This window comes from Paenibacillus pinihumi DSM 23905 = JCM 16419 (assembly GCF_000422505.1).
GTDB classification, from domain to species: Bacteria; Bacillota; Bacilli; order Paenibacillales; family Paenibacillaceae; genus Paenibacillus_D; species Paenibacillus_D pinihumi.
In genome coordinates this window covers 76,958-99,911 of sequence record NZ_AULX01000030.1, presented here as the reverse complement: position 1 = coordinate 99,911, position 22,954 = coordinate 76,958, and the positions used below count along the sequence as shown (strand labels likewise).

The window sequence follows — 22,954 nt, the reverse complement described above, 5'->3', positions numbered from 1 at the left end:
ACGCGAAACGCTGGAAGGTGAGGTATTGCTCTGGATGTACGGACAGGCGTTTGCGCTCCAAGCGACGGACCGTCCAAGCCGTGATCCCGTTCTCACCCCAAAAGAAAAGACGGGTTCTGCGCAGCCACGCAAACCCGCCAAAGATCATCCGTGGAAAACCACGTATGACAACAACATCACTAAGCGTAACACAAAACAACGTTCGTTCCAAGATGCCATGTATTCGCAGCACAATAGCTATCCAGAGGCCTTCTGGTAACAGAGACCTTCATTTTAACAAGTGACATTTTCATAGCACAATTAGAGTGACATTTTCACAGACGTTTGACATCAAAAGTTGAAAACTGTTATTGTTCTGTGATAATGTCACTATGGGACAGGAGGAACACAGGCCCTTGCCCATGGAAACCGGGAGGAATCCGAGCCATGCGTTGGCTGATGAAATCAAGAAGCGGGCTTGACGCTCTACACGGAGAAATACCACGGAAGCAACATTTTGCAGAGCTTTGGCAGAGCACGAATCCCTGCGCTTAAGTCCAGCAAGCGTAAGACACATCCTGTTGGAGCACATAATTAAGCATACAAGCAGTGTCGGCGCGCGAAAGCCCATCAACCGAGTCCGCGCAAGGCACAAGCCGGCATAATGTGGCAGATCGATGCAACCATTTGCATGGCTGGAGGATCAGGCGCTTGCTTTTGCACTGCACGCCGCGATCGATGACGCAACCGGGACCGTTGTAGCCGCTGTGTTTCGTCCTATCGAGTGTTTCGAGGGCTACTCCTGCGCCATGCAAGAAGGAAACCGGAATTACTGGTGCCGCTCGGTCTGTACAATGACCGGCACACCATTCGAACTAATGCGTTTACTAAGATGGCTGACGGGGTGAACCTTGATATGAATGAATTATTTACCAACTCCAAGGATATACAAAAGGCAATTCTTCAGAAGCTGCGCCTCCTGTTGCTGGAGCTTGGCAGTGCGACGAAGGTTGAACTGAGCCAAAAGCTCGGTATCAGTTTTCCGACCGTCAGCAAGTTTTTGTCCCGGATGGAACAAGAGGGTGAGGTTGTCTTGTCCGGCATAGATGATTCCAGCGGCGGCAGACGGGCGATGCGATACCGGTACAACCCGGAGTATATGCTTGGCCTGGCAATTTTCCTGGAGAAAAATGAAACGAATTATAGCGTATTCAATTGTCTGGGAGTGTTAAAAGAGCAGGGCAAAACCGGAAGTTTATTGATGGATGATGTTTCAAGTGTGACCAGACATATTGAAATCATTATGCAGAAATATCCCCAAATCGCTTCCATTGCCATTGGGGTTCCAGGCTCCGTTAAAAATGGGGAAATCATTTACATTCCAAATTATAAGCAGTTCCATTCCTTTGATTTAAAAGGACACTTTGAAAAGCAATTCTCCATCCCGGTTGTCATCGAGAATGACATGAATGCGGCTGTGCTTGGTTATAACCATGTCCATAGTGACGAGGAAAATCCTACCTTGATTTATATTTATCTGGGGCAAAATGGTCCGGGAGCCGGTATTATCGTAAACGGAAACCTGATACGCGGCAGCACCTTTTTCTCAGGTGAGATTCAGTTTATCCCGCTGTACAATGAACAAAACTTCGGGCAGGCTTTAGAGCATCGATTGGAATCAGACACTCATCAGGAGAAAACAGTCGATGCGATAAGCCGTATGGTAACTACATTTACCGCCTTGTTGAACCCGCATATGGTTATTTTTAATTCCGCTGAAATAGACGGGCCTATGCTGGAGCTAATTCGCAAAAAGAGCGCTGTATACATTACCGGAGAGCATCTGCCAAAGCTTGTTCTCAGCAACTGGATGCAGGATTATTTATCCGGGCTGCAGAGCCTTGCGCTTGACCTTATGGTCTCGAGGACTTGATCTGTTTACATTTTACGTGTTATCCACTACGATGAAGAAAGTACATAAGAGCGAGCTGTTATCGACGGTCGCCCTTTAATTCAATGGCGTGCATGGAACAATCTTGACGTTTATCACCGGTAATGGAGCAAGCTTCGTCTTATCCCTGGTTGCGCGGAACTATGTGGATCGTGTGGGGCTGAGCCAGGTGTTCTTAGTCAAAGAATATGTGGAAATATGTGCGGATTCTTAAATAGTTTACAGGTATATCCTGTGTTTATTATATAATGGAAGGAACGGTGTTCAAAGATCACTAACATAAACAGACTCCAGCTTGCGGGTCTTTAACTTCGCAATGATTGATTCCGTCTGCAAAGACGGTTTATTTTTATGCTCAAATTTCCGGAAAGCAGCAACAAACCGCCAACAGAATCTGCAAGTTTTTAACAGCTTGCGAATCAACGGCAATGAAGATAATAAGTAATTTATTAAGGGCTTCTTGGAAAGTCTTATTTAGTCTATACTACATCTTTTAACGATTGGATGGCCATCAGATTTTATAGTTTTAAAGTTATAGGAGATAACGTATAAAATTGAAGAGTCTTTTTGAATTAATAATCTCTTTTTGAGACAACATGAGGATGAATATTATCTAAATCTATGCCAAATTATTCAAAAAAATACATTGACAATGTTGTTATTATATGGAATAATCAAAATACTCGTAAAAAAATTGTAATTTTACGTATAAGTTTGATGCATCTTGTCAGATTATCTGATTTAATACATGAATGAAAAATTTATCAATGAACTAAAATAGAGTTGATTTCTGTATCTTAAGAACTATGAATTGAAAAGTGCTTTCGATCTTGATTGTTATTTCAATATTGAAAGCACTTTATTTTGCACTTAAGGTGATGTTATGAATTGGTACGCTTTATTTGTCGAAAGCGGTAAAGAAGATTTAGTGAGTAGACTCTTGGGGGAAGCTCAGATTTTAACTCCTATAAACAGTTTTATTCCGAAAAAGTTAGTTCCTGAAAAAAAGAATGGGGATTTTAAGGATGTTCTCAAGATTTTGTTTCCGGGGTATGTATTTATACAAACATTATTAACTCCAGATATATACTATAATATTCGTAACATCCCTAAAGTTCATTATTTTGTTTATACAGGTAAATACAAACAGGATCAAAGTTATAGTTGGTATTCTAGAATCGCGAACCATGAAATGAACAATATATTAGCATTGGTCGATCAAGATGGGGTTGTTCGTTATTCGAGAATAGATATTGTCGATAAGCAAGTTAAAGTGCTGGAAGGTCCTTTAGAAGGAAAAGAAGAGTTAATTAAGAAGGTTGACAAGAGAAAAAGAAGAGCGAAGATAGAGTTGAATTTGATGGGAGAATCAAGGACGCTTGATGTAGGCGTGCATATTTCAGATAAAAGTTGTTACTTGGATACTTGATATTAATACAGGCTCACAAGATTCTAAAAAAACCAAAATAATCAGCGTAAATCCAATCGATGTTCCGGCACGTTGGGGTAGCCCTGAGTCCATCTTATGCCTAAGTAGTGTATATGTTTACATATAGATGACCGGGTGAAACTATGCCCTTTTGTAATCTAATAGGTAAACTTTGCTTTTGTACAATCGATGAGGCTATGTGCTTATCCAACTATTTTGGTTAACATGAAAAGTGTGCTATAGCTGGCTGTTGACAAAAAAACATAGAAGAGGTTTTGTTACTATGGATAATATAAATTATAATAATGATATAGTTCTTTATCCTCTAACACATCCCCAAAAGAGAATTTGGTATATAGAAAAAATTTATCCGAATACATCATTATACAATATCGGTGGTCCGATAAGGATTAAAGGCGATGTTAATTTTAATATACTTGAAAGCTGTATAAATGTACTTATAAAGAAGAATGAAGGACTAAGATTAAGGTTAATTGAAGATAACGGCGAAGTTAAGCAGTTCGTAAGGAGTTATGAAGAAGTTAAGCTGGATTTTATAGATTTTTCTCAGTATGACAACCCTGAAGATGAGTTCAATAAATGGGTAGATAAAGAAGCAAGAAAGCCTTTTGTTCTAGAAAACGAAAGGCTTTTTTATTTTGCATTATTTAAAATATCAGACAACGATAATGGGTATCTAGCAAAGTTTCATCATATCATTTGTGACGGATGGTCAATAAATATCATGACCGATGAAATTTGCAGTATTTATATGAAACAGATCAATGGTGAAGAAATCGTAGACAGCATAGAGTACTCTTATACTGAATATATAGATCATGAAAATAAATATCTTTCATCAGACAGATTTCTGAAGAATAAAAACTTTTGGAATGAGAAATTCAAGGAAATTCCTGATGCATGGGCAAATCAAAGTTCAAGCATCATAGAAGGAAAAAGGATAACTTTTGAAATGGATACCGAATTTTGTTCTAAGATAAAGAAGTTTACAGCAGATAATAAATGCTCTCTGAACACATTTTTCGTAGCATTGTATTTTATATACCTACATAAAACGACTCAACAAGATGATATTGTGATAGGGACTCCTGTGTTAAACAGATCAGGCAAAAAAGAAAAGAGAATGTTTGGTATGTTTACAAGTGCAATGCCATTTAGATTTTTTATAGATGCTAATTTAAGCTTATTAGATACGATGGTGTACGTAAATGAAGAGCTTAAGAAATGTTATTTTAATCAGAAATATCCGTATAATCTTCTCGTTCAGAATTTAGAACTTAAGAAAAATGGATATGATAGCTTGTTTAATGTCTGTGTAAATTATTATAATACAAAGCTCGATTCAGAACTGAATGGCTATCCAATAGAGAATGTTGAATTTTATAATGGCAATCAGATTTACTCTCTGCAAATGGTTATTAAAGACTGGTCTGATACAGGGAGTCTGACATTAGACTTTGACTACAAGATTAATGATTACTCCAATGAGGATATTGAGTATATTTATAATCAGTTATTGAATATTACATACCAAATCATAACGGATCCATTTCAAAAAGTAAGAGATTTAAGTCTATTGTCAGATGATGAGAAAAAAAAGTTATTATATGAATTTAACAATACCTACAACGCATATCCGAAAAACAAAATGATATATGAACTATTCGAAGAACAAGCAGAAAAGACACCTCATAAGGCAGCTATTAGCTTTAATCATACTGAATTTACTTATAACGAATTAAATGAAAAAGCGAATCAGTTTGCAAGATGTCTTGTTGAAAAAGGAGTAGAAGAGGAAACAATCGTTGGATTGCTAACCACACATTCTATTGAAACGGTTATCAGTATTCTTGCTATTTTAAAGGCCGGTGGAGCGTACTTGCCGATTGATCCAGGCTATCCGGATGACAGAATATCTTATATGCTTGAGGATTCGGATTGTAAAATACTGCTTGCGAATTTAGAATTGCATGAAAATGTAAGGTTTGATGGTGAGATCATTGATATCAGGAAAGAAGGCCTATATTCAGGAGATGCATCAAATTTAGATGTAAGAAATAAAGCTAATAGCTTAGCATACGTAATCTATACATCCGGCTCTACCGGAAAGCCAAAAGGAACCATGATTGAACATCAGGGGCTGGTTAATTATATCTGGTGGGCGAAAAAGATGTATGTTAATACTAACGATGAGGTGTTTCCGCTATACTCGTCCCTAGCTTTTGATTTGACGGTAACATCTGTTTTCACTCCTCTAATCAGTGGAAACCAAATTATTGTATATGATGAGAATAGTGATGAAGAGGAATACATTCTTTATAGGATCATGAAAGATAATAAGGCTACCGTCATTAAACTTACTCCTTCCCATCTGTCTTTATTAAAACACACAAATATCAGAAATTCCTCAGTTAAACGTTTTGTTGTAGGTGGAGAAGATTTGAAAGTAAGCCTTGCAAAAGATATTTATACAAAATTTGAGGGGAATATTGAAATATTGAATGAGTATGGTCCTACTGAAACCGTAGTAGGGTGTATGATTCATAAGTACGATTATGAAAGTGATACAAGGGTATCTGTTCCAATAGGAGTGCCTGCTGATAATGTGCATATTTATATTTTAGACAAAAATCTTAATACAGTACCTGTGAACACTGTGGGAGAAATGTATATATCCGGTGATGGAGTCGCTAGAGGCTATATAAACAGGCCAGAGCTGACACAGGAAAAATTTATTGATAATCCTTTTATAACCGGGATGAGAATGTATAAGACAGGTGATGTATCACGATTTTTGAATAATGGGAAAATTGAATATGTAGGAAGGGCAGATCAACAGGCCAAGATCCGTGGATATCGTATTGAATTGGGTGAAATCGAAAACTATTTACTAAATCATGAAGCAGTAAAAGATGCACTTGTAATTGATTTAGAGGATCAATTTAAGGGAAGATACCTTTGTGCATACCTTGTTAAAAAGCTTGAGATTAAGACACAAGAATTAAAAAGTTTTTTATTAACATATTTACCTGATTATATGATTCCGCTGTATTTTATTGACTTGGAACAAATGCCTTTGACTAAAAATGGTAAAGTGAATAGAGAATTACTTCCTAAGCCCGAGAAAGATATGTTTGAGAATGGAGACTTTATTGCAACCAGGAATGAGAAGGAAAAAAATCTTGTACATGCAATCTGCGATGTTCTAGATATAGAAAGAATAAGTATCAGGCAAAATTTTTATCACCTCGGAGGAGACTCAATCAAAGCTATACAGATTACTTCAAAACTAAATGATAAAGGCTTCAAAATAAAAGTGAAAGATATACTTTCCAACCCAATAATCGAAGAAATGGCATTGTATATTGAAGAAAGCAAAGGCTTGTTGGCTGATCAAGGATTTAGTGAAGGCAGTATTAAACATACCCCAATTGTAAATTGGTTTTTCTCTCAGAATTTTACTAATCCTAACCATTATAATCAGAGTATCTTGTTGGAGATAAAACAAGCAATAGAAACCAGGAAACTTGAAATAATGCTTAACGAATTGATAAGACATCATGATTCATTAAGGACTAATTACAACTCAGCAACTGGCGAATTATATTATAATAATGAACATTTGGGCAAGCAATGTAGCATTCGAGAGCATGACTTGACAGGATTATCAAATGCTGAGCAAGCCGATAGGATGACATGCATAGCTGAGAGTCTAAAGTCAGGGTTTAATATTGAACAAGATATTTTGATAAAGGCATGTATTTTTAGGCTGGGACAAGAGGAGAAAAAATGGCTGATTACTGCCCACCATTTAGTAGTTGATGGGGTATCTTGGAGAATTATTTTGGAAGATATTAATGCTATGTTCCAACAGATAAATAGTGGGCAAACAATTAAACTTCCTTTAAAAACACATTCCTATCAAGAATGGACTATGATGCTTGAAACCTATGTTGAGAAAGAAATAGAGAAAGAACAGAGCTATTGGGAGCAGGTTTTAATAAAAGACTTTACTTTCCCTATGGATAATGAAGTAGGAGAAGATACTGTTAATAGCAGTGAAACACTAACTGTACAATTGGACGAAGATTTTACAGAGCGTCTGCTTAAAAAGGCTACTGTGTCATATAATATTGAACCAAAGGATTTATTAATAACCTCTCTAGTAAGAACGTTAAAAGAATTAACTGGAAATGAAGAAATTGTAATTGAGCTTGAAGGCCATGGCAGGAATGAGATGTTTGAAGACATAGATATTTCAAGAACAGTTGGGTGGTTTACTTCTTTATATCCTTTTTATATAAAGCTCACAGAGGATGATTTATCATATCAGATTAAAGAGGTTAAAGAGAGGATTAGGGAAATACCTAATAAGGGAATTGGCTTTGGTATACTTAAGTATATAACAATGGCTTTTAATGAAGAGATTAAGCAGAAGCATATTAGATTCAATTACCTGGGGGACTTCAGTTCTGGACACGCAGATAATTCTGTGAAATTATTGGATGAACATCCAGGTTGTGACTATGATCAGCATAACCATTTAACTTATCGTATTGAATTGAATTCTTTCATAGTAAGCGGCAAATTTAATATACAGTTGTCATATAGTGCAAATATGTTTTCCAGAAATAAAATGGAAAATTTTTTAAATGATTATGTTAAGAATTTGACAATAGTTATTAACCATTGCTGTGATAAGGAATCCGTTGAATTTACTCCTTCTGATTTTGATACAGTAGATATATCTCAGGATGAATTGGAGAGCCTTTTTTACCAGTGAAAGTTGGAGGACAATATTGGAGGACTATAAATGAAAAAAGGATTTATCGCATTTCTGTCAATACTGGTAAGTATTATTGCGTTTTCAAATTCGGTATTTGCCGAGACTAGTCAAAGAGCAGATTATTCTGAATCATCCGTCTTGACTGAAGAGAAGATTGAGCGTATTGAGTCGTGGATAAAAAAGAACATGAAGGATGGGAAAATCCCTGGTGTATCCGTTGTAATCGTTGAGGGAGATAAAACGGTTTATAGTAAAGGATTTGGATATTCGGATATTAAATCAGAGAAACCCGTAACTTCAGAGACTTTATTTGAGCTTGGGTCCGCAAGTAAAGCGTTTACTGCTCTTGGGATACTTAGACTCGAAAAAGAGGGTCTGATAAATTTAGATGAACCAGTAAGCAAATATATACCTTGGTTCAAAATGAAGTATATAGGCAATTATAAAGGTAAACAAATTGACGAATATGTGGATATTACATTAAAGCATTTATTACATCATACAAGCGGAATTCCCTTTAAATCAATTGGAGATATTCCCATTGATGAAAGCGATAATGCGCTAGAAAACACTGTAAGGACCCAAGTAGGTAAAAAGCTTGATTTTTATCCCGGAGAAAAATATCTTTATGCAACCATAAATTATGATGTCCTTGGACTTGTTATGCAAATTGTTTCAAATATGTCATATGAAGACTATATGAGAAAATATATCATAGAAGAATTAGGGCTTAATAACACATATATGTCAAGCAATGAAGCGGCTGAAAATAATTTTTCAAAGGGCTATAAAGTAAGATTTCTTAAGCCGGCAGAATACAACGCACCCGTCTACAGAGGTAATACTCCTGCAGGATATATTATTACAAATGCTGAAGACTTGGCAAAATGGATTAAAATACAGCTTGGTACTGAAAACGCAATGAAATTTGACAACGACTTAATAGATATTTCTCATCTACCTGATCGAACAGTAGCTCCTGGTGAGGATGGATCATCTTATGCATATGGGTGGTCTGTATATCAGTATGGTGGCGGAATGATTGCCCATGATGGAAGCAATCCAAATTTTTCTTCAGATATTAGGTTTAGGCCTCAAGAAAAATTGGGGTTAGGTATTCTTGCTAACTTAAATTCTTCCTATACGAATTCAATTGCAGACGGTATAGATAAAATTATTCAGGGAGAAAGACCAAGGGAGAATATTTCTGATCAGTACATTTCGATTGATAACGCTTCGTTTATGATAGTCATAATATCTCTACCGGTATTGTTAATTTCTGTTTATTTGTTGATTCTTTTATTAATTCAAATCATTCAGAGTAAAAGAAAGTATATCGGGCATTCTAAAAGGACAATTATTAGTTTATTGATTCTTTTGATTTTTACATCGGGTATAGGATATTGTTTTTATAGAATACCTGATGTTTTATATTTTGGACTTCCGTGGGATTTTATTAAAGTTTGGGCTCCGCAGAGCCTTATAATAGCAATTTTTTCGCTATTTATTACAATAGTATTATTTTGCATATATTATTTTCTTACCACAATATTCAAGAAGAGTAATGATAAATCCATTTTTGTCATTACAGCTTTAAGTATAGTTAGTGGCTTTGGTAATGCAATCATCATATTTATAATTAATGAGGCATTGAATAGAACAGAAAGCTTTCAATCCGGATTATTACTGTTTTTTTTTATGAGTATTGTAATCTATGTGTATGGGCAGCGGTTGGTTAGAATTAAGCTTTTAAAGTTGACAAATGAATTGGTTTATAATAAGAGAATTTTACTTATCAATAAAATTCTGGGATCTTCTTATGAAAAAATTGAGCAAATAGAAAATGAAAAAATACAAGCCGGCCTAAACAATGATACGGAAACGATTAGTCATTTTGCGAATATAATTATCAATGCGGCAACTAGCTTGGTAACACTAATTTGTTGCTTTGTTTATTTAGGGATAATAAATATTTATGGCTTGTTGATTTCAATAATTGTAATCATTGTTGCAGCAGGTTTATATTTTTTGGTGAGCAGACATGCGAACAAGCTATGGGAAGAGACAAGAGATATTCAAAATGATTTTTTTAAATTCATAAATAGTTTAATCAATGGTTTTAAAGAACTTAAAATGCATAGCAAAAGACAAAGTGAATTTAGAGACGATATGCAAGCAAGCAGTAAAGAATATAAAGACAAGCGGATCAAGGGTGATCTTGGTTTTGCAAATGTTTTTGTTATAGGTGAACTACTTTTTACATTAGTAATTGGAGTTGTAGCATTTATTTTTCCTATACTTTTCAAAGACATTCCAGCCAGTTCTTTAACTAATTATGTATTTGTCTTTCTGTATATGACGGGGCCAATTCATGGAGTTCTGGATTCAATTCCACAAATCGTTTTTGCGAAAATAAGTTATAAAAGATTAAATCAATTAATAAAAGAAATAGATTCTTCAGAGACGATTAAAAGTGATAAGACATTAGATGCAGGAGCTGGCTTGGGAAATCAGTACAAATTGGAGTTAAACAATGTAGAATACAGTTACAAAAACAGTAAAGACGAAGTTTTCAAAGTAGGACCCGTTAGCTGCACTTTCAAATCAGGTGAAATTACATTTATCACTGGAGGAAACGGGAGTGGTAAATCAACGCTTGCAAAACTTATTACAGGGCTTTATAAGCCGGATACGGGTGAAATAACACTCAACAACGTTAAAGTTGAATCTGATGAATTATATCAGTATTATTCGACAGTTCTGAGTGATTATTTCTTGTTTGAAAAATTATACGGAATTGATTATGTGGGTAAAGCAGAACTGATGAAGGAACTGTTAACAAAACTACGTATTGAAGATAAGTTGAGTATTGATAATGGAGTATTCAGTACAACTAAACTATCAAGCGGACAAAGAAAGAGACTGGCACTTTTGGTCAGTTATTTGGAAGATAGAAAGATTTATTTCTTTGATGAGTGGGCTGCAGATCAGGATCCCGAATTTAGAAGTTTCTTTTACGAGTATTTGCTTCCGGAATTGAAAGCAAGGGAAAAGTGTGTCATAGCAATCACTCATGACGATAAATATTATTCTATTGCTGATAAAGTCATTAAGCTGGAAATGGGTAAATTAGTATAGCAAACACCAATTCAAAAAGGATAATTGAGAGGCTTAATAAAATGAGGAAAATAAAATTGATTTGTATACCGTATGCCGGTGGTGGTATTCAGGCTTATAGAAGCTGGATAGGTTATTTAAATGATTCAATAGAGCTTCACCCTGTTGAGCTCGCCGGAAGGGGGAGAAGATTTACAGAACCCCGATATGAAAATATGGATGAAGCTGTAAATGATGTTTATGAGATGGTCAGACCCTGGATGCAAGATTCGGAATATGCAATTTTCGGACATAGCATGGGGAGTATAATTGCCTATGAACTTGTTCATAAACTTAGAGCTGAAGGTTTGCATAATCCTGAACATGTCTTTTTTTCCGGACGTTATCCTCCTTTTGAAAAAAAGAATCAGTTTAACCTTCATGATGCACCATTAGAGATGTTTATAGAAGAGCTGAAAGAGAATGGAGGAACACCTGAACAATTACTGGAAAATGATGAATTTATTAAAACCTTCATTCCGATTATAAGGGATGATTATAAGATAGTAGAAACCTATAATTGTTTAAAGAATCATTTGAAATTTGATTTTGACATATCCGTATTAAGCGGTAAGAAGGATAAGGATATGGAAGATAAATCTTTAGAGCTGTGGCAGACCTGTACTACAGGCAAATGCAGGATTTACAAATTTGAAGGGGGGCATTTCTTTATTAATGAGGACGTTGAGGATGTTGTGAAAGTAATCAATGATGTATTAATGCCCTATGCTTAATGAATAAACGAATATTGAGCATAAATAAAATAAGAGAGGTAGATATTTTGAATAAAGAGATAAAATGTATTATATGGGATTTGGATAATACTTTATGGGATGGAGTATTATTGGAGAACGATGATATTTCTTTAAAGCCCGGTATCGTTGAAATCATTAGAGAATTGGATACTAGAGGCATACTACATTCCATAGCAAGTAAAAACAGCTTCGATTACGCTATTCGAAAGTTGGAGGAGTTCGGAATATCGGAGTATTTTCTTTTTCCTGAAATCAATTGGGATCTGAAGTCTATATCCATATCTAATATACAAAAAAGCTTAAATATCGGGATGGACTCCATACTTTTTATTGATGATCAGATTTTTGAAAGAGACGAAGTGAAATATGCACACCCGGATATTACATGTATGGATGCATTAGAATATGAATCTTTACTCAACAATAGCCGTTTGCAACATAAATATATCACTAGAGATGCTCAAAGACGGCGTCTTATGTACATGGAGGACAAACAAAGAAGGGAAGATGAAGAACGGTTCAATGGTGCACCTGAGAATTTTCTTGCATCTCTAGATATGACTTTCGTTATATCTGAAGCACAGGAAGAAGACTTGATAAGAGCGATAGAATTGACTGAAAGGACCCATCAGCTGAATACCACCGGCTATACTTACGGCTATGATGAGCTTAATAATTACAGAACCTCAGACGATCATAAACTTTTAGTTTGTGAGCTTACTGACCGTTATGGTTCTTATGGGAAAATAGGGTTGGCTTTGCTGGAAATAAAAGAAAGCGCTCTTCATTTAAAGCTGCTTCTCATGTCATGCAGAGTAATGTCAAGGGGAGTAGGAACGATACTATTATCCTATATTATGCAGATGGCAAAGTCCCAAAATAAAATCCTGCTTGCTGATTTTAAAAAGACTGATCGAAACAAAGTGATGTATGTCACTTATAAATTTGCGAATTTTAAAGAAGTATCTACAAACGAAGAAGGCATTACCGTTCTTGAAAATGATTTGTCGATGGTCCAAAAATTTCCTCATTATGTAAATGTTGAAATCAAATAATATACATGGACCGAAGAAAAGGAGCCTATTATGGATAACAAAGAAAAAGTTAGAATGTTTATTGAAGATAATTTAATTCGGTATGACGAGGAAACTATATTTTCTGATGAAGATAATATTTTCTCAATGGGATTTGTAAACTCACTTTTTGCAATGAAATTATTGAATTATATTGAAAGCGAATTCTCCATTACGGTTGACAGTGATGAATTGGAATTATCAAATTTTTCATCGGTTAATAACATAATTAGCTTTTTAAATAAAAAAGCAGGCACTGCCAATAATTCTTAAAATAAATTTTATGGAAGGTGATCAAACATGGAATTTAAGACAATTGGTATAATCGGTGCCGGAACTATGGGTATAGGAATAGCTGCTGATCTGCTGTTTCATAGAATGAACTGTATACTTGTTGATATTACCACAGCGGCCCTTGAAAGGGCAAAAGCTGAAATCATTCGTATTATCCGTTTTGCTCCACTGGCTAATCCTTCGTTACCTAAGTTGAACGTTGAAGAGGCAATAAGCAAAATTACATTTACTACTAACATTGAAGATGTATATAATGCGGAGTTCATTATTGAAAATGTACCGGAAAAATGGGAAATGAAGGAAGCTGTTTATAGGGAATTGACAAAAGTGTGCAAACCGGAAGTCAACTTTGCTGTCAATACTTCTTGTATCTCTGTCACAAAGGTGGCAAGTATAACAGATCGTCCAGACAAAGTAATCGGGATACATTTTATGAATCCTTCATATTTGAAAAATTGCGTTGAAGCAATCAAAGGATATCACACTTCAGAAGCGTGCATAAACAACGCGAAGGCATTACTTGATCAAATGAAAAAGGAAGTTATCCTTGTAAATGACTTGCCGGGATTTGTTACAAACAGGATATCTCATCTATTTATGAACGAGGCTGCGTTTGTGGTGCAGGACGATGTGGCAACACCAGCCCAAGTAGACGAAATTTTCACGAAATGCTACGGGCATAAGATGGGACCTTTGGAAACTGCTGATTTGATCGGATTGGATACGGTTGTAAACTCGCTGGATATATTGTATGAAAGTTATCAGGACCCTAAATTTCGCTGCTGTCCGCTGCTAAGAAAAATGGTTGATGCAAACTTGCTCGGCAGAAAGACGGGTAAAGGCTTTTATAACTATTAAAATAAGGTAGTTCAATATATTTGGGAGGTTTGTTATTGTGGAACACAACTCAATTGCTGAAAAAATTAATAAATATGTTCTGGATAGTGTAAACATTGATCGTATTGATTTTGACATGGATATTTTTGAAGAGGGATTGGTAAGTTCCTTATTTGCAATCGAATTAATGACATTTCTAGAGAAAAACTTTGAAATTAAAATAACAACAAATGATTTAGATATGAACAATTATAAATGTATCAACAGTATTACTGAATTCGTATGCAAAAAGAAGGCTGGTGATCTGGGATGATCGGATTGCTTTCAAGAGAACAAAAAGAAAAATACACTGAATTCGGAAAATTCGTCCAATCCAATGTCCAGCCGTTTGCATGGGAATGGGAAATAAATGAGTGTATCCCAAGAGAAGTTATTGATAAATGCGCAGAAGCTGGATATATGGGCGGAATTTTGCCGGAAGAGTTTGGAGGACAGGGATGGGACCATCTCACATATGGTGTATTTACTGAAGTAGTAGCCAAAGCCAGTACATCTTTAAGCGGTTTATTCAATGTACACACCATGGTTATGAAATCTATACTCAAATGGGGAACGGAAGAGCAGAAACAGAAATGGCTGCCCTCCATGACTCAGGGCAAAGTGCTAGGGGCTCTTGCATTGACAGAGCCGGAAGCCGGAAGTGATATCCAGGGAATTACTACTACATTTACCGAGACAGAGGACAAGATAATCATAAATGGAACCAAGAGATGGATTACTTTTGGAGGCTTGGCGGATGTATTCATTGTTTTTGGCAAAATGAACGGACAAGATGAAAAAGCAACTGCAGTAATCGTAGAGAAGAATGCACCCGGATTGAATGTGGTTCAAATCAAAAACATGATTGGTTTTAAAGCGAGTGCTTTAGCAGTGCTGGAATTCGATAATTGTGAAATAAGCAAGGAAAACGTACTTGCAAAACCCGGTTTTGCATTATCACATATAGCTCCGTATGCTTTGGATTACGGACGCATTAGTGTTGCATTTACAGCACTTGGTATTATGAGAGGCTGCCTTGAATACTGCACCAGCCATGTTTTGAAAAGGAAAACCTTTGGGGAAAAGTTAATCTCCCATAGTACAATAAAAGAGATGATTACCAAAATGGGAGTGGATTATGAAGCCGCAGCCCATTTATGTATACACTCATGCCATGATAAGGAAAATCATCATCCAAGTTCGGCTGAAAAGGTGATAATCGCCAAATATTTTACTACTAAGGCAGCGCGCAAGCATTCAGATAATGCCGTGCAGATCCTTGGAGCAATGGGCTGTAATGAGTCCCACCCAGTGGCAAGGTATTATAGGGATACCAAGACACTTGAAATTATTGAAGGTAGTAATCAAATTATAGAAATGATACTAGGAAACAGCTTTGCAAGAAAGTACAGGAGCTCAGAAATAAAGGCCGGGCTCGGGAGTAAATGATAGTATGAATTTCCATGAAATAAGCAATATTGATATCATATATAGGCAGTTAAATGATACAGTATTTCCGTATCCTAAAGATAAAACGATATGCCAGCTATTTGAAGCGCAGGTTGAAAAAACACCCGACGCAACAGCAGTTATTTTTGGTGAAGAGGTCCTTACATACCGTGAACTGAACCGAAAGGCAGGGCAATTAGCATATGCTCTTCATCAAAATGGAGTTGAAAAAAATGGAATAATCGGTCTAATGATGGAACGCTCATTGGAAATGATTATTGGTCTATATGGTATTTTGAAATACGGTGCGGCTTACCTGCCCATTTCGCCTGACTATCCTGAAAAAAGAATGGAGTATATACTTTCTGATAGTAAACCAGGCTGTCTAATAGGGCAGAGCAAAACAATAGATAAAATAATCGGATTTCATTCAAAATGTATAAATCTTAACGATGAATATATTTATGAACTGCCAGAATACAGTTATGCGGATTATGCAAGGCCTAATGATTTAATGTATGTGATTTATACATCAGGTTCAACCGGTAATCCAAAAGGCGTTATGGTTGAACATCATTCGGTTGTTAACAGGTTGAATTGGATGCAAAGAAGATACCCTGTTACACATGACGATACAATAATGCAAAAAACACCGTTTGTATTTGATGTATCTGTATGGGAACTGTTTTGGTGGTCTATAACAGGCGCAAAATTAAGTATATTGAAGCCCGGATTTGAGAAATTCCCCCAGGGCATAATTGAAGAAGTTGAACGAAGCAAAATCACTACACTGCATTTTGTACCTTCTATGTTCAATTCTTTTCTGAATTATATTGGCAGTGAGGACTATACTGCAAAGCTCTTGTCACTGAGGCAGATTTTTTGCAGCGGTGAGGCACTTACGCCCGCGCATGTTAAAAAGTTCAACACATTATTAGGACAAAAGAACGGAACAAGATTGACTAACCTATATGGACCAACTGAAGCAACAGTTGACGTAACTTACTATGATTGTCCTGGCAGCGGGGAAATTATCAAGGTGCCCATAGGAAAGCCAATCGATAATACAGCAATGTATATTTTGGGGGAATCGGGTCTTATGCCGCCCGGGGAAAAAGGGGAGCTCTGCATTGCCGGTGTCGGACTGGCCAGAGGATACCTGAACCAGCCCAAGCTGTCAGATGAAAGATTTGTAGATAGTCCGGTATGTAGAGGAGCAAGGATTTACAGGACTGGGGATTATGCACGTCTGTTGCCCAATGGTAATATTGAATACCTGGGGAGGATGGACAACCAGGTGAAAATCAGGGGACTTCGGATTGAACTTGGAGAAATTGAAGCCAGGCTCTGCGAGCATGAAGCAGTTAGTCAGTGTGTCGTTGTTTTAAAGGATGTGGAAAGCATCAATCCTGTATTGACAGCATATTTACTAACTGCAGATAGTAGCCTGACAGACAAAAAAATGAAAATGTTTTTAAGAAATTTTCTTCCTGATTATATGGTTCCAAATCATTATATTATAATGGACAGTTTCCCAAAAACGATGAATGGGAAGGTTGACCGCAATGCATTAGCATTATTGAAAAAATCAAAGGAATAGAGGAGCTGTATGCACAAATTAGAACCAAAAATTGCACTGGTTTTCCCAGGGGTTGGTTCTCAACACACGAATATGGCCAAGAGTTTTTACGATAACTCCGACATAGCCAGAGAAACCTTTGAAGAAGCCAGTGATACATTGAAAATGGATATGGCAGAAATATGCTTTTCAAATGATTCTGCAGATAAGTTGAATGAAATAGATATTTCGCAATTAGCCTTGGTGACTGCCAGTATGGCCATATTCAGAGTTTTCCAGAAGGAAATAGGTTTAAGCCCGTCATACTGCCTTGGACACAGCCTGGGTGAATATTCGGCATTGTGCGCAGCTGGAGTAGTCGAGTTCTCAGATGTACTTCAAATTGTAAAACAAAGAGGAAGGATTATTAAAGAAACAATTTCCTCATGTGATGGAACAATGATATGGGTTATAAATATCGATTATAAAACCGTAGAAGAAGTATGCAGAGAATATATAGAATGTGGTGATGTATATATATCCGCTTATGATTCACCGGCTCAGTGCTCAATTTCCGGGAGAAATGATACGATCAAGAGTTTGACACGGACACTGGAAGGCAGCGGAGCAATTGTTTATCCCTTAAAAATGTCGGGACCTTTTCATTCGCCGTTTATGGCTAATGCGGCAGATGAGATGAAGGCTGTATTGCGCGGATATCGTTACCGCTTTCCTGAATGCCAAGTGATTTCAAATTACAACACACAGCCTTACCAAGGAACGGAGTCTCTGATTGACAACTTGTCGAAACAGCTAATGTCACCTGTCAGATGGCAGGAATCTGTTATGAATCTTATGAATTGTAATGTCAAATATGTGATTGAAATAGGGCCTAAAGACGTATTAAAATTTCTGATTAAAAAAATTACATCCCAGTTGGTTCCTTATTCATTTAATAATTATAAATTGTGTGATGAGCTAAGGAATATGCTATTTGTGAGTCATGATGAGTACTTAACAATTATGGAAAGGTGCTTGAAGATCGCAACTAGTTTAAGAAATTACAATACGAATTATAACGAGTTTCAAAATGGAGCAGTTCTGCCTTATAATGCAGTAAAAAAGACATATGAGGATATATTGGCTGAGAATATTTTTCCTTCTGAAAACAATGTTAGAGAAGCAGTCAAGATGGCAATATCAGTTATGGAAACCAAAAAGATACCCCAGCAGTTATTTAGTCGAAAATTACATCAGATTCTTGAAGGAAAGGCTTTATAATGGCCTTATCATGAGTGGAATTGAAAAATGATTACATTAATAATTTTATTTGTAAAGAATACAAAAATAACCATTTTACTAAAATTAAGATCGCAGGAGGTTTTTGTATTAATGAATAATTTAAAAGATGGATACTATATATCAATTTATAGTTGTGTTAATAAATATTTGAACAACTATGAAAGTTGTTTAAGGCATGATCATAATATGTCTTTATGGAAAAAACAAAATGAAAATTTAGAATTGGTCCATCATTGGGAATTTGAACGTATCACAGGATACAAACATCATTCCATATCATTTTACGATAAAGAAAGTGCCATAGAATTTATTAATATGTTATTAAGTGACTATGATCTATGTATAGACGATATAGTAGATATAATTGGTACCCCTATAATATCAAATGTAAATAAATATTATGATAAAGATTTAGGCCCGGAGTATACCTACCATTCTTTGGCGCATTTATTTTCATCATTGATGATAGATACTGATATTTTTTATAATGAAGACATATTGGCTATAGCAGTTGATGGTGGAGCTGATTTTCTTCTTGATAATAGAGATTTTGAAAAAAGAAATGATTATATAGGAGCATTTAGTTCAAAAGGTAAAATTCAATTTTTTCATGTTCCATCACCAGGTCCATATTGGGGAGAATTAGCAAGTAAAACGGGATTAGAAGAAGGAACTTTGATGGCATTAGCGACCGCTACGCAGTGCACAACGTTAGAAACAATTTATAATGATGATGATTTGTTGGAAATCTATAAGACACTCCAAGATAGCCCTGCAAAATTAATAAATAAAATTTTGCAACATGTTAATTCCTATACTCAAAAAGATATTGGTAATAAGTATAATTTTTTTGATGAGCGTTTTACAGAAGATGAAAATAAAATTAGCATGGCAGCTAAAATAATTCAAGAAATTTCTATAAAACAAATTGATAATACGATAGACCAAGCTATAATGAGATTTAAATTAGAACCTTCAAAAGTAAATATTTCTTTATCAGGCGGATACGCATTAAACTGTCCAACTAACACTCATTTAATGCATAAATATGGATTTAAAAAACAATTAATTGTACCATCTGCTAATGATGGCGGACAAGCTATAGGTATGGGATTGTATTATTTTTATAAATATTGCAATAGAATTAATTTCAAATTAGAACATGCCTATTATGGAGATAGGGATGATGATATAAATGTATTACATAAAGAACAATATAAAAAATTTATTGTTTCTATTGAAAATACAATAGATTACTTTGCAGATGATATATCAAATGGCCCCATTATTTGGTTTGATGGAAGGGCAGAAATTGGACCACGTGCTTTGGGACATCGCAGTATATTAGCTACTGCTACAGAGGAGCGTTCAAAGGATTTACTTAATTTATATAAAAATAGACAATGGTGGAGGCCTGTGGCCCCAATAATTCTTAATGAACAATTGGAAAATTGGTTTAAAGATTCTTTTGAATCCCCATACATGCTTAATAATTTTGTGTTGAGAGATGAAAAAAAAGATATTGTCCCTGCGATTATTCATTTGGATCAAACGGCAAGAGTTCAAACTTTAAACGAAAAAATGAATGAGAAATTGTATTTATGTATGAAAAAATACTATGCTTCTACCGGGGTACCCATTATATGTAATACATCCTTAAATGATAAGGGAGAACCTATAATTAATACAATTGAAGAAGCTTTGAATTTTGCCTTAAGGAAAAGAATTAAGATTATGTACATAAACGGGCATAGAATTGTTTTAACAAACCATTCAGAATTTTCTACAGATACTCCTAAATCAAGAAAGCATGAGTGCTTTTCAATTTATGCAAATCAGGTTGAAAAAAAATTAACTCTGGCTGAATATGATTTGTATTTTTCAGCATCTGATTTGCATGAATATAGTGTTGATAATGACGACGATATTATAGTATTAAAGCGTATTTTCAAAAAAATGTTAAAGTCATTTAAGAAATTTAATGAATAACATTAAAGAGGTCAGCATACTTTGTTTTTCATTAACGGTTTCAGTATAAGGTATTTCTGGAAAGCAGCTAGTCCTATGACCGAGTCAAGCATTGCAGCGTAAGTGCACTGAGTTCGATCTCGGCAATATTTGCTGAACTGTCATGCTTGGATATATAGTGGATCTCCAAGCGTTTGGCCAGGCTGAGTACCTCAGAAGGAAGAAATGCCTCATAAAGTGATGCAATCGTATCCATGTTTAAGTTGTCCATTACGAGCCGGATTCGCTTGGCTTGTGCATAATGGACATGTAACAGTTCTCGTATCTGCAAAGCCCAGTCTACCTTGGCTAGACGCGACGAAGCTTTGTAGGCTTTGTATAAGGATAACTTTTACGCCTTTGGCCGCTATAGTTCCGAAGCGGTTCTTTCTTTTACAAAAAAATGAAAAAAGGAGAATAATATATGAAAAAAAACAAAGTCTTGTTAAGTGCTGTGGGTGAACCTGAAGAAGTGGAAATATGTTTCCTTGCATCCTATCTGAGAGAAAAGGGTTACATGGTTAAAATCTCTACCCCCATTATAAAAGAGGATGATGATACCGTCGATAAGGACTATATTGATGATATTGTTAATTACCGTCCGGATTTTCTGGGATTATGCATTAATGAACCTACGAAAAAGTACGGCTATAAATTGCTTGATGTTTTTCATGACAGGCTGCCGAATACCACGCTATTTATTGGAGGAGCAGCTGTGTTGAATTATTCGTGTGAAATACTGTCTGAGCTGGAGTATATCGATTACGCCATAGAAAGAGAAGCCGAAATTACAACCTTTGAATTGCTTGAGTGCCTAAATTGCGACGGAGATCCATCCGGGGTAAAAGGGCTGACGTATCGGAATCATGATGGTGAAATCATCATGAATGAGCAGGCGACATTGATTCCTGATCTGGACATCCTTCCCTTTCCAAGTAGGGACCTTATCGTGCAACATAAATTAAAACAAGCTTATTTGTCAACCTCCAGAGGATGTTATATGAATTGCAGCTTTTGCATTATTCCTGAATATTGGAAGGGCGGCGAAACTCGTGGTTGGAGGGGAAGGAGCATCAAAAAGGTCGTCGACGAGATGGAAGAGATAAATAGAGATCTTGGTATCATTAACTTCTCGATTGCCGATGGCAGTTTTGAAATCCCTACATTAGATAGAGGAGTAAAACTTGCTGAAGAAATCTTGCGCAGGGATTTGAAGATTTTTTTTATGCTGGATTTACGGGCGGATATGTATAAAAAAGCAACGGATAACTATCTGGGCCTACTGAAAAAAGCTGGATTAGTTGGTGTATTTGCTGGGATAGAGGCTGGCAACGATGACGATTTGAAGCTGTATAACAAAGGGGTAACAGTCGATGATTCAAGAAAACTACTGGACGATCTCGAAAAGAACGATATAAATTACCATATGGGATTCATTAATTTCAACCCATATTCCACCTACGACAAATTATATGAGAATATGGAATTTATGAATCAGTATAACTTATTGGGTGGTTTTGGCCATTTGAGTAAGCTGCATCTTTCAAAAGGAGCGGGACTGTATGAAGCTACAAAGAAAGATGGATTGCTAGAAGATGCGAAATATGACGAAGCAATCGGGTATCGTTTTGCCGACGAAAGAATTGGAAATCTTTATGAGTTTTTGGAGAATTATTTCTTGGAAAAAAGGAAGATGTTTGGAAATATCTTTGAGCCTCTTTCAAGATACAAGTGTTTTCTAACAGTGTTTTTTAATTATTACGATGGAGATGAACATATTCCGGCAAAGCTGTTGGTTCAGGAATTCGTGAATTATATTGATGCATTCATCCTTGATTTGAACAAAAAGAATTACAGCTGTTATAGCAAGCTGTTGAACATGTCTCAAACCACTAACGATAGAAATTTGTTTGCAGGAATCATTGATGATGAATTGAATCACCAGTATTTGACGGAAATGATGAGTAAAATGCAAAACAAACGATACTCGCTGATTCGAAGCCTGATCAAACTAAATCCTGAATACCTAAGTAAGGTTTTACTGTAAGGAGCACAGCATCTTGGGCATCTGGCTATTTTGCAGACTTCCATTTGCTTAAGCAAGAGGACATTTCAGTGCACTTTCAGTGTAGTCATAACGATTTCGTCGGAACTTTAGCCGGAATTGCGACTTTCAGTCGCAGAGGTGAATCCCTGCACGTTTAGTGCAGGGTCGTTCAGATAATAGATACTATTACACTCTGGAATACATTCACCATAAGATGCTATCAGATGATTTCATAATATAATGAAAAGAAATACTATAATATTTTATTGGA

15 protein-coding genes and 2 pseudogenes are annotated in these 22,954 nt (G+C 35.9%); 16 read left to right on the top strand and 1 reads right to left on the bottom strand.

Annotation, left to right across the window (positions count from 1 at the left end; all coding sequences use genetic code 11):
* The 15 genes and pseudogenes from H583_RS37015 to H583_RS32650 form a co-directional block, all read left to right on the top strand.
* Nucleotides 1–259: pseudogene (locus tag H583_RS37015) on the top strand (ISNCY family transposase); the annotation flags it as partial.
* Between the two features lie 120 nt (nucleotides 260–379).
* Nucleotides 380–850: pseudogene (locus H583_RS38130) on the top strand (transposase family protein); the annotation flags it as partial.
* A 45-nt stretch (nucleotides 851–895) separates the two neighbouring features.
* Nucleotides 896–1,912: an ROK family transcriptional regulator gene (locus H583_RS0111570; protein ID WP_028560610.1), complete on the top strand. Its 1,017-nt coding sequence runs from the start codon at nucleotides 896–898 to the stop codon at nucleotides 1,910–1,912.
* 901 nt (nucleotides 1,913–2,813) lie between these two features.
* Entirely contained in the window at nucleotides 2,814–3,359 is a 546-nt protein-coding gene (gene loaP / locus H583_RS0111565; protein ID WP_028560609.1) for an antiterminator LoaP, read from the top strand.
* 283 nt (nucleotides 3,360–3,642) lie between these two features.
* Complete coding sequence (locus tag H583_RS0111560) at nucleotides 3,643–8,163, top strand: non-ribosomal peptide synthetase (protein WP_028560608.1); 4,521 nt, start codon at nucleotides 3,643–3,645, stop codon at nucleotides 8,161–8,163.
* A 30-nt stretch (nucleotides 8,164–8,193) separates the two neighbouring features.
* Entirely contained in the window at nucleotides 8,194–11,304 is a 3,111-nt protein-coding gene (locus H583_RS0111555; RefSeq protein ID WP_028560607.1) for a cyclic peptide export ABC transporter, read from the top strand.
* A 41-nt stretch (nucleotides 11,305–11,345) separates the two neighbouring features.
* Nucleotides 11,346–12,056 carry a thioesterase II family protein gene (locus tag H583_RS0111550; RefSeq protein ID WP_028560606.1) on the top strand — a complete coding sequence of 237 codons (711 nt, stop codon included), beginning with the start codon at nucleotides 11,346–11,348 and terminating at the stop codon, nucleotides 12,054–12,056.
* Between the two features lie 47 nt (nucleotides 12,057–12,103).
* Nucleotides 12,104–13,132: an HAD-IIIC family phosphatase gene (locus H583_RS0111545; RefSeq protein WP_028560605.1), complete on the top strand. Its 1,029-nt coding sequence runs from the start codon at nucleotides 12,104–12,106 to the stop codon at nucleotides 13,130–13,132.
* A 30-nt stretch (nucleotides 13,133–13,162) separates the two neighbouring features.
* Nucleotides 13,163–13,423 carry an acyl carrier protein gene (locus H583_RS0111540; RefSeq protein ID WP_028560604.1) on the top strand — a complete coding sequence of 87 codons (261 nt, stop codon included), beginning with the start codon at nucleotides 13,163–13,165 and terminating at the stop codon, nucleotides 13,421–13,423.
* A gap of 27 nt (nucleotides 13,424–13,450) precedes the next feature.
* Nucleotides 13,451–14,302, top strand: coding sequence for a 3-hydroxyacyl-CoA dehydrogenase family protein (locus tag H583_RS0111535; RefSeq protein ID WP_028560603.1), 852 nt, complete (start codon nucleotides 13,451–13,453; stop codon nucleotides 14,300–14,302).
* 37 nt (nucleotides 14,303–14,339) lie between these two features.
* On the top strand, nucleotides 14,340–14,594 hold the full coding sequence (locus H583_RS0111530) for an acyl carrier protein (RefSeq protein WP_028560602.1): 255 nt from the start codon (nucleotides 14,340–14,342) through the stop codon (nucleotides 14,592–14,594).
* On the top strand, nucleotides 14,591–15,769 hold the full coding sequence (locus H583_RS0111525) for an acyl-CoA dehydrogenase family protein (RefSeq protein ID WP_028560601.1): 1,179 nt from the start codon (nucleotides 14,591–14,593) through the stop codon (nucleotides 15,767–15,769). Before H583_RS0111530 ends, H583_RS0111525 begins: the two co-directional genes overlap by 4 nt.
* 4 nt (nucleotides 15,770–15,773) lie before the next feature.
* Nucleotides 15,774–17,369, top strand: coding sequence for a non-ribosomal peptide synthetase (locus tag H583_RS32655; protein ID WP_036709312.1), 1,596 nt, complete (start codon nucleotides 15,774–15,776; stop codon nucleotides 17,367–17,369).
* A gap of 9 nt (nucleotides 17,370–17,378) precedes the next feature.
* The gene (fabD, locus tag H583_RS0111515; protein WP_028560600.1) at nucleotides 17,379–18,608 is read left to right on the top strand and encodes an ACP S-malonyltransferase; all 1,230 of its coding nucleotides are present in this window, start codon (nucleotides 17,379–17,381) and stop codon (nucleotides 18,606–18,608) included.
* Between the two features lie 111 nt (nucleotides 18,609–18,719).
* On the top strand, nucleotides 18,720–20,618 hold the full coding sequence (locus H583_RS32650; protein WP_051236334.1) for a carbamoyltransferase C-terminal domain-containing protein: 1,899 nt from the start codon (nucleotides 18,720–18,722) through the stop codon (nucleotides 20,616–20,618).
* 73 nt (nucleotides 20,619–20,691) lie between these two features.
* Here the strand turns inward: H583_RS32650 and H583_RS32645 are convergent, their stop codons facing one another.
* Nucleotides 20,692–20,928, bottom strand: a complete 237-nt coding sequence (locus H583_RS32645) for a transposase (protein ID WP_051236332.1) — start codon at nucleotides 20,926–20,928, stop codon at nucleotides 20,692–20,694.
* A 132-nt stretch (nucleotides 20,929–21,060) separates the two neighbouring features.
* Here H583_RS32645 and H583_RS0111500 point away from each other — a divergent pair, with 132 nt between their 5' ends.
* Nucleotides 21,061–22,683, top strand: a complete 1,623-nt coding sequence (locus tag H583_RS0111500; RefSeq protein WP_028560599.1) for a B12-binding domain-containing radical SAM protein — start codon at nucleotides 21,061–21,063, stop codon at nucleotides 22,681–22,683.
* Nucleotides 22,684–22,954: the final 271 nt, after the last annotated feature.